This is a genomic window from uncultured Flavonifractor sp., from assembly GCF_944383115.1.
In the GTDB taxonomy this organism is placed as follows: domain Bacteria; phylum Bacillota; class Clostridia; order Oscillospirales; family Oscillospiraceae; genus Flavonifractor.
Map to the genome: position 1 here is coordinate 43,286 of NZ_CALWOJ010000001.1, position 10,745 is coordinate 54,030.

The window sequence follows — 10,745 nt, forward strand, 5'->3', positions numbered from 1 at the left end:
CACAAAAATAAGCAGCACGCCGGTGGCATCAATCTTCATCTGGTAGCTGGTATTTTCGGTATGCAGCGTCATGGTGCGGCGCTCAGCGTTATATTGAACCATACGATTTCATCCTTTAACAGCAAAAGTGGCACGGGGCAAGTTCAAAACATGGTGCGGCCCCCGCAAGCCTTGTTTAACGGCATTTATTATACCACATCCCGCCAGGCGTTTCATCTGCTTTATGTTGGATTCTTTGGTTCATTTCTGTTCCGCCCGCAATCAGTTTGCCTGCCTCTGCTCCAGGTCCTGAACAGGCGGCCCCCTCCGGCGCTGCACCCGCGGGGATACATACTGCCCGCATGGGTTCCTTGCATCCAGCGCCGCGAAGCGGCGGCAGAAAATTGTCTCTTCCTTAAATATATATTCAGAAAAGGGCTTATCCAGAAAACGGAAAACCATTGCGCCGCATAGATTTTCTGCATCGGCCCACGCGAACTCTACGAAAGTTCGTATACCCCGCTCACCGGCAGGCGGCCTGCGCTTCTGCCCATTCTGATTGCGTATGGGCCGGGAGAGGTCCGCCCGCTCCGCAGCGCCGGGCGCATCCCAGTCATTGCGGGACCGGATGGGGCCTGCACCAAGCGGGAGTATGCAAGGCTGCCCTTGCCCGCCCTCCGAAAATCCAAGGCAACCGGAAAAAGTCCCCCCCCACCGTACCCGCACCGCCCCACACGGCCGAACCGCAGATCGCCCGCCCTTTGAGCGGCAGACTGCCCTGCCAGGCTCTCAAGCAATGAGTTGCCCCGGGACGGCAGGCCTCCGTTGGGAAGTCTTCGCAGATATGACCCGTTCAGGGTGGTAAAACGGGTAATAGGCGTCTTTGAAAAATTATGATAAAGTAAGGTTGAAGTATTGGATGTACGGAAGCGAGATGAATATGTAAGGAGGAATGCACATGAAACGAACGAAACGCCTGCTGGCCTGGGTCCTGACGCTGGTCCTGCTGACAGGGATGCTGCCGAATATGGGCAGTTGGCTCCCTGCTGCAAAGGCGGCCGATGACGAGGACGCCACGGTTGATGCCTTCGGCATCAAAATGGAGGACTGGACAGACGAACAGGCCGCAGCGGCAGAGAAAAACTCCCCCTTCGGCGGCGGTTTGAATTCCGCTACCTCCGTCATGACCTTTGCGGAGCTTTACGTCTCCGCGGGCAGGGACTCCAATGCCCGCGCCACCAAGACCTTCGACTGGACCGGTGCAAACGTGGAGCAGAAGGTCTGGGACTTTATAGGAGATGGAAATAATAGTAGTTTGACGTACCAGTCCAGCTCCTACAAGTTCGTGGAGACCGCCCCCATGGACATGAAGGGGACGGGCAAGGACGAGTATGTGGTGAACTATGCCTTTACCGGCGGCGGCACCAACAGCAGGCTGGACCTGTTCGTCACCGACAGCAACGGCAACCGGGTGACCAATTCCGTTCTGGTGGCCAGCGGCGCCGGCATCGACCAGGTGGATAAACTCAATACCTACCAGCTCCGGGGCGCCATCTCCGTGGTGGCCGGTGACTTTGACGGGACCGGGAAGGACAGCATCCTGGTCTATGTCCCCGCTCTGGGGCAGAATCCCTGCATCTGGCGCTACACAGTAGACGGTTCCACCCTCCAACGGGACGGTTCTCTCGGCCCCAAGGAAAATGTGCTGGATTTACTGGGCGTCTCGCTCCCCGAGAATGCGGACAGGGATAACCCCCATAACCAGCCCATGGTACATATGCTGGCCGAGGACGTGGACCGGGACGGCTATGACGAGCTGATCCTCACCGCCGGCATGAACGATGTGGTAGGCAGCGGCGATACCGGCAAAACCGGCAACCTGGGTTCCCAGCTTTTCATCTTTGACAGAGTGAACGGGACCTGGCAGCAGTCCTACCAACTGGACCTGAGCACCACCTCCGGCGGCGGCGCCCATGAGGCGAACCGCCTGGTCTGGGCCTCCTCTACCGTGGGCAATATTATGACGCCCGATTCCGACAGCAGCGTGGATTACCCCGAGATCATCGCCGCCGGCTATCAGGACCCCGCGAGCAACGGCGCGTGGAACATCGATATCCCGTCAGATGACTGGCTGGGCGCTGTGGTGGTAGGGGTGGACTCCATGAAATCCGGCAAGGCCGGAGAAAATATGGTGGCCAACTACTCGGTGCGCTTCCAGGAGCAGCTGACGCCCAACGGTTTTACAAAAACCGGCTTTTACGAAGGCGATGACTGCAACAATGTGCTGCCGGTCCAGGCCTTTGCAGACCGGGGCCTGTCCTATAATGAATCGGTCTTTATTTCCGGCTCCGTGTTCCGAGTGAACGAAAATAAAGACGGATTTGACCAGGTATATACACCCAGCCATTTTGATGACGCCCCCAGAAGCGTAAACGGAACCGAAGTGACCAACGCCCATATCCAGGCGGTGACCGCCGGTAACTTTGACGGCAACCGGGAGGGCAGGGAGCAGATCCTCTGCGCCACCTCCCTGCGTCAGTCCGGCAAGAACAACAGCTGGTCGGACCTGGTCTTTATTCAGAACAAAGGCAATGCGAGCGAGTTTTCTTTCAGCGAATCCGGTGATGGGCCGCTGGGCTTCCAGAAGCGGGACCGCTTCTACATCACCCTGCACGCCCTGGATGTGGATGACGACAGCCTGGTGCTGACTCTGACGGAAGTGAAGCGGGAGTACAGCAAGCCGGACGTGATGGCCATCCTGGAAGCGCCCCCCTACTTTGCCGAGATCAACGGCGGCGATACGGGCAACAGCGCCACCACCTACGGCACAGCCACCTCCAGCGGCAGCGGAAGCGAAGACAGTACCGGCTTCTCCGCCGGCATCACGGTGGGATATGAAGTGGACGGTCTCTTCTTCGGCGGCGGCGCGGAGACCAGCATCGACACCAGCTTTACCTCCTCCACCGCCTCCAGCCAGAGCATCGAGTGGGGCATCGAGTATTCCAACGACAGCGGCGATAACCTGATCGTGGTCTACCGCTGCCCGGTGGCCTGCTACCACTATAAGGATCAGAACGGGGAGACGCTGGCCATTTTCCGCAGCGAGCAGCCCGCCACCTCTATGATCCCGGTGTCGGAATATAACGCCATCGCCCCCGGGTACGGCCTGGAAGTGGTCAGCGACGACCTGCTGGGCGAGCCGGGCAACCCCTTCAGCTACCGCTCCGACTCCACCTCCCTGAATGGCGTTGTTAACGGTCAAGCCAATACCCAGACCTCCCCCAACGGCTGGGTGCAGTACTACGGCCAGGGTACCGTGACCCAGAGCCTGGAGACCGGAAAGGAGACCGAGGAGACCTTCGAGTACGGTCTGGACGTGTCGGTCAGCGTCTGGGGCAAGGCCGGCGGCGCCAAGGCCGGCGTCCAGGCCGGCTACAGCGAGAGCCACAGCCAGACCACCGTTAACGGCAGCACAGTCACCAAGTCCGGCGCCGTCACCAGCCAGCAGGTGGAGGGCTATGACTTCCAGTGGAAGTTCATTGCCTTCCAGCATAAGATCAACGACAACACCATACCGGTCCTGGGCTATCTGGTGACCAATGTTGTGGCGCCGCCCTCTCCCCCGGTGGATCTCAGCGTGGACAACGTAACCAGCGACTCCCTGACCCTGAGCTGGGAGCATGGCGACCGCACCGCCCAGCAGTACCGGATCTACCGGGTGCTGGAAAGTTCCAGTATGCCCTATATGCAGGTGGATTCGGTCAGCGGCAATGTGGACAGCTACACCGTCACCGGCCTGAATCCCGGCACCACCTACACCTATGTGGTCCGGGCCGTGGGTTATGATGCCGCCGGGGCGGAGCAGGTCTCGGTGGACAGTTCCCCCGTGACGGCCCGCACCACCACCGATGGGGCCGACGATGTGACCGTTTCCCTTTCCACGCTGACCTTGAGTTCCACTGGCGAAACGGCAAGCATCACAGCCAACGTGTACAATCCCCGGGGCAATACCTTCTACACCTGGCAGATCCGCGCCCCCGGCAGCAGCCGCTGGGTGAACCTCACCAACGGCGAGGAGAACCAGGGCATCGGTACGGTGTCCGGCGCCGCGGCCAAAACCCTGGTCATGAACTCCATCGACGGCGAGATGGACGGCGCGGCCCTGCGATGCATCGTCATCGCCCCCACATCGGATCAAACGCCGGAATACTATTACAGCCCCATTGCCACCCTGGTACTCCAGGGTGAAGATACCACCACCACTCTGTCTGTGTCTGGCCAGCTCGATGGCAGCGGCACACAGGCGACGCCCTACACAGGTCTGCCGGACTACAATGCCGTCACCAATACCCCGTCCACCGCCTATGAGTACCTGCCGGTGACGGTAGGCGATTATACCATTTATGAGTATAAAAAGGATAATTCCACCGTCTATGTGGGTGTAAAGAGCGGCCTGGGAGGCAACAGCTATGCTAAGGCCACCCAGTCTGGCAGCAGCTACACCATAGGCGACGCGCTCACCACGGGCAGCGAGGGTTACTATTACAACAACAATGGAACAAAGACGGCGTACACCGCTCCGGCAGGCTTCGACGGGACTACCCTGCAGACGGCGACCGTGACCACCGGTGAGGGGGATACAGCTGTCACCACTACCTACTACCGCAGCTATCTGTTTAGTGACGGCAAGCCCACAACCGAGTACTGGTATGAGCAGGAGGCCGGCAAGTACTACACCCGCGCAGAGGTTCAGGATCAGCCCGGTACCTACACCTACACGGAGCTTCCCACACAGCCCGATGATGAAGCCGATATCCGCAGAGTGTACAAAAATGATGCAAATTCCATCATTGTGGACCAGTCCAGCGATACCGACATCTATGACGGCGGCGCCAACACGCCCGGCTACGGCTATTATAAGTTTGAGACTTATACAGGCGCAAACACCGCGGCGTCCGCAATTTTCTGGTATGAGACTGATACCGGCCTGTATTATGAGACTCAGGGTACTTCCGAGCCTCCCCAAACGATTCAAGTAAAGTACGCCGACAGCGGTTCTTTGTCGGTGGTGACGGCGCTGCAGGAAGTCTCCACCACCATCACCAAGACGGAGCCTACATCGGGTACCCAGATCACCCTGTCCTCCACGGTGGCAAAGGGAGAGGGCGCCAGTGTGGGCACCACTGTGGATTATATCATTACCCACATCCCCACCGGCGGCAAGACGTCCCTTTCCGCTGCCAGCGGCAGCAGCGTCACATGGACCGCCAACGCGCCCGGCCTCTATGAGATCACGGCCACAGCCCGTTCCACGGTTTCCACCCTCTCCAGCAGCGCCACCTGCTACTACTACGCCCGGGAAGTGGCCAGCGATGACCAGACGACCGAGTACCAACTCCTGGTGAAGCGTAACGGAGAAATCGTCTCCAGTGCAACCTACAGCAACGGTCAGGCCTTTACCCTGACCCTCCAGAGCCGGACCGCAGCCGGCGCAACCGGTACGCCTGGTTCGTGGACGGATGTAAGCAATGCAACATATTTCTTAAACAACAGCAGCAGCCCCCTCTCCGGCGCTTCCTACACACCCACCGCCGCAGGCAGCTATTCCTTTGCCGCAAAGGTTGACGGCAAGGTCGTCGCCATGGCCGCGCTCACCATCACCAAGGCCAACGCGACTTTGTCGCCCACCTGGTCGGAGAGCGGCATCCCGGAGACGCTCAGCGGCATCACCGTCACGGCCGAACCTGAGATTCAGGACATTGCGCTGACCGACGCCGTGCAGGTTTCCTGCGAGCTCTATGGGGCCGACGGCAACCTGCAAAGCGGCAAATACGGCAACTTCCCCGTGACTCTGTCCTGGAAAACAGGGGCGGCGGCCACGGCCCTTCAGTCCCGCTACAATGTGGTCCTGAGTTCGGGGACCCTGTACCGGCAGGCCGACACAGTGCCTGTAAACTTCTCCGGCGGCGAGAACGGCACCGTTACCGCCAGCCGGATCGAGGGCAACGAGTACAGCATCACTTCCGGCACCTCTGTTTCCGTCACCAATGACGTAAAGTTTACCGCCACCCCCGCCGCCGGCTTCGTGGTGGAAAAGTGGACCGTCAATGACGCAGAGCAGACCGAAGGAATTCAGTCCTTCGCCAACGGCGGCCAGACCCTGACCCTGGATCTCAGCCAGTACAGCGATGCCGTCACCGTCTATGTCACCTTTACCAACAGCCAGAACCAGGTCACCTTCAGCGCCGGTGAAAACGGCAGCGTGACCGCCCAGGACGGTTCCCAGAACTCCATTACCTCCGGCAGCCAGGTCGCCTACGGCGCTGACCTCACCTTTACCGCCGTCCCCAACGAGGGCTACATGGTGGATTACTGGACGGTCAACGGCATGACCTTCTGCTGGGACACCGGCGAGAACTACCGCGAGAATGTGCTGGTCCTGGAGGATATCTCCGAAGGCTGCACCGTAATTGTAAACTTTGTCCAGAAGGCCGATACCAAGGTGGTCATCGGCGACGCGGTGGATGCCAGCGAGCAGGTCACCTCCGCCGCCGCGGTGGAAGTAAAGGATCTGGAGGGTACTGTACTCCAGCCTGAAGACGGCGCTTACACCGTCCAGCAGAACAGCAGTCTGGTGCTTACCGCCCAGATCCAGGGCGGCAGCGACAACACCCGGGTGACCGAGTGGCAGAGCAGCACCAACGGCACCGACTGGACTACCATCCCCGGCTCCGGCAGCCAGGAGAGCATCACCATCCATAACTTTACCGGCGAGACCCTTTACGTCCGTGTGAAGGTCTCCACCGCTCAGAGTTACCAGCTGTCCTGGGTTGTCAGGATGGCGGACGGAAGCCAGGTACCTGCCGAAGCTGCCGCCAGCCTGAAAGCGGCCAGCAATGGCCTGGAACTCACCAGCGGAGGATACCAGACCGCCTTCACCAGCGTGGACTTCACCCTGACTCTGGATGACGCCTACTATGTGGTGGAGTGGAGTGACAATGTAGTGCCCAGCGGCACCACTGCCATCCTGAACAGCCTGACCGGCGACACCGCCGTCGCCGTCACCATCGCCAAGAAGCCGGTGCTCACCATTGTGGACGAAACCGGCGGCACCGTGGAGGTCAAGGGCACCGTCAACGGCGTGGCTGACACCGTCGTGCAGGACGGCGACTATGTGGACTACGGCACCGCCATCACCGTCACCCTCACGCCCGACAAGGGCTATGTGGTAGGGTCGCTGGGCAGCATCAGCCCCTCCTACATCGACGGTGACGGCACCACCACCGACACCATGACCTACACCGTGCGGCGGGTAACTGCTGACGGAACCGTTCCCCAGGCCTGGACCGCTCTGGACGAGTATCCGATCGGCTTCTCCGTGGTGGATACCAACGACGACGGCAGCGGCGACTTCGGTACCCTGGCCGCCGACGTGGAGCGCAAGGGAATGGACGACTACGCCACTGACGAGGATGTGGATGCTGACATCACCGGCAGCACCATCGTCTACGAGGGCGGCACCGTCACCTTCACCGCTGACGCCGATGCCGGCTACCGGGTGAAGGAATGGACCGTGGACGGCAAGGTCTACCAGACCAACGGCCAGACCTACACCGCCGCCGTCCTGACCCTGACTCCGGATGCAGCCAAGACCGTCACCGTCCAGTTTGAGGCGGGCGCGCCCCAGGTGTTCTTCGATCAGCCTGCCAACGGCACTCTGGAGGCTGTCACGCCCACGGACGACGGAGGGACGGAACCCTTTACCAGCGGCGGCGCCACCGTGCTGCCTGTAACCTTCACCGTAACGCCCGATGAACACTATGAAGTGAAGCAGTGGACCGTCAACGGCGTCGTACAGGCCGACCAGGACGGCACCCCCATCACCGACACCACCTTCACCCTGACGCCCACCGGCAACGTCACCGTAGCGGCAGAGCTGTGGGGCGAGGAACTGAATGCCCAGGTGATCCCGGGCGCCGGCGGCACCGCTGACATCAGCGGCATCGTCCGCTACGATGAGGAGCTTACCATCACTGCCACACCGGAAGCTGGCTATGTGGTGGAGAGCATCAGCGCGGCAGGCGAGGATAACGCTCTGTACACCAACGATACCAAGGCTAACGGGGAGCAGAGTGCCACCTACGAGATCTTTGAAGATACCGACTTTACGGTTGTCTTCGCGAAGAAACCCGTTGTGACCTTCTCCGCCGCCAACGGCATCATCAGCGCCACCGGTACGGTGGACGGCACGCCTGCCGCCACCCTGACCAGCGGCAGCTATGTGGACTTCGGCACCAGCGTCACCTTCACCGCCCAGGCCAATACCGGCTTCAACTTCGACGGCTGGTATGTGGACGGCGTCAAGGATGAGAGCGCCGCCGACCTGACCTATACCCTCAGCGATGCGGCCGCGGACGCGACTGTGGAGGCCCGGTTCATTGCCACGCCGGATCTTGCAGTGACCTACAGCGTCAGCGACGACACCATGGGCACCATTACCGCCACGGCGGGCGGCAGAGGCTTTGCCTCCGGCGACCTGCTCTCCGGCGGCGTGGAAGTGGTCTTTACCGTGCAGCCGGTTGAGGGCTACCGGGTGGCCAGCTGGACCGGCCTGCCTGCCGACGCAGTGATCAGCGCCGACAAGGCCACCGCCACTGTGACAGCCCTGGACCAGGCGCTCACCATTCAGGCGGTCCTGGAGGCCATTCCCCAGCGCACCATTACCATCACGGAACCCCAGCACGGCACCCTCACCGCCACGGCGGGCGGCCAGCCCATCGTCTCCGGCGACACGGTGCCCGACGGCACCGAGGTGACCTTCACCGCCACCGCCGACGCCAACTGGATGTTTGACCAGTGGACCGGCGATGCCGCCGGCCAGACCGTCAGCACCATCACCCTCACCGTGACCGACGATATTGCGGTGGGTGCGGACTTTGCCGTGGCTACCTATTACACCATCCAGTATTCCGTCACCGGCGCCGGCGGCAGCGCCACCGGTGCATCCGGCGAGACCGACATCACCTATGATACCGCGGTCCAGCTGGTGGGCGGCAGCACCGTGGTCATTACCGCCGCTCCCGATCCCGGCCAGATGGTCAAGGCCTGGACGGTAAACGGCGAGACCGTCACCAAGGACAATCTGGAGACCCTGGGCCTCTCCATGCACCCCCTGTCCAAAACCCTGATCCTGGATTACCTGGCCGAAAATACCGTTATCACCGTGGAGTTTGAGACCTATGCGGGCTTTACTACTCCCGGCAACGGCGTCGGCTACACCGTGGAAAATGTGACCCGCGCCCCCGACGACACCGAACCGGCCGGCGAGATCCGCAAGGGCGGCGACCTGACCTTTACCGTCAAGCCCGAGGCCACCTATGCCATTACGGCGGTGACGGTGGCTGACGAGAACGCGGAGATCAAAGCCAATCCCGACGGCAGCTGGACCGTAACCATTCTGAATGTGCAGGACGACATTGACCTGAACGTCACTACGGTAGCCGGTATCCCGCTGGTGGTTGACTGCGGGGCCAACGGCACCGTCACCGTGAAGCGCAACGATGTGGAACTGCCCGCCAACACCGGCCTCCAGGCCGGCGACGAGCTGGTCATCACCGCCGCGGCGGAGAGCGGCTACCGTCTGAAGAGCCTCACCATCAACGGCGTCAGCTTCCCCAACGGCGGCACCTACACCGTGGTGGGCGACGAGCAGGCCATCGCTGTGAAGGCTGAATTTGATGTTCAGCCCTCCGGCGGCGGCGGCGGCAGCAGCGTCAAGACCTACGACATCACCGTGGAGCAGGCTGACAACGGCCTCGTAACTGTTGATCCGGAGTCCGCCGCCTCCGGCAAGCCTGTTATCATCACCGTTACGCCCAATGAGGGCTACGTCCTGGAGTCCATCACCGTTACCGATGCCGACGGCGTCAGCGTGGATGTGAGCGACAAGGGCGATGGCACCTACGAATTCCAGATGCCTGCCGCGGCCGTCACCGTGACCGCCCAGTTCGCCGTTCGGACACCGGTGGAAGACCTGTTCGACGATGTGGATGCAGGCGACTGGTTCCACGACTCTGTGGAGTATGTGTACTACCACGGCATGATGAACGGCATAAGCAGCCGGCTGTTTGCTCCCTACCTCAACCTGAACCGCGGCATGATCGCCACCGTCCTGTGGCGTCTGGAAAACAGTCCGGAGAACACCTCCGATGTGTTCCTGGATGTGGAGGATGGCATCTGGTACACCGAAGCGGTGAACTGGGCCGCGGACAACGGCATCGTGAAGGGCTATGGCAACGACACCTTCGGCCCGGAGGATGACATTACCCGTGAGCAGATGGCCACCATCCTGCATCGCTACGCCCAGTACAAGGGCTACGATGTCTCCGTGGGCGAGGACACCAATATCCTCAGCTACACCGACGCTTCTGACGTGAGCGAGTGGGCCATCCCCGCTGTACAGTGGGCCTGCGGCTCCGGCCTGCTGAAGGGCAAAGGCGGCGGGCTTCTCGATCCCACCGGCACCGCCACCCGTGCGGAAGTGGCCGAGGTCCTCACCCGTTTCTGCGAAAACATTGCTCCGTAATCATCCATCCTGGGGCAAAGGGACCGCTTAGCGGCCCCCAGCCCAAAGAGAAATCCGGCTGCACTTACTGTGCAGCCGGATTTCTTGCATACAGCGGCCGGGCACCAATAAATGTATTGGCTGCCGGCGTCAGCGATCCCCGGGCCAGACGGGCCGTCGGGGAATGGGATGGGAGACAGCG

General features: G+C 61.2%; 1 protein-coding gene. It reads left to right on the plus strand.

Going from position 1 to position 10,745, the window contains the following annotated elements; all coding sequences use genetic code 11:
• The first annotated feature begins 937 nt into the window (after positions 1 to 937).
• Entirely contained in the window at positions 938 to 10,564 is a 9,627-nt protein-coding gene (locus Q0K43_RS00210; protein WP_297288551.1) for an InlB B-repeat-containing protein, read from the plus strand.
• Positions 10,565 to 10,745: the final 181 nt, after the last annotated feature.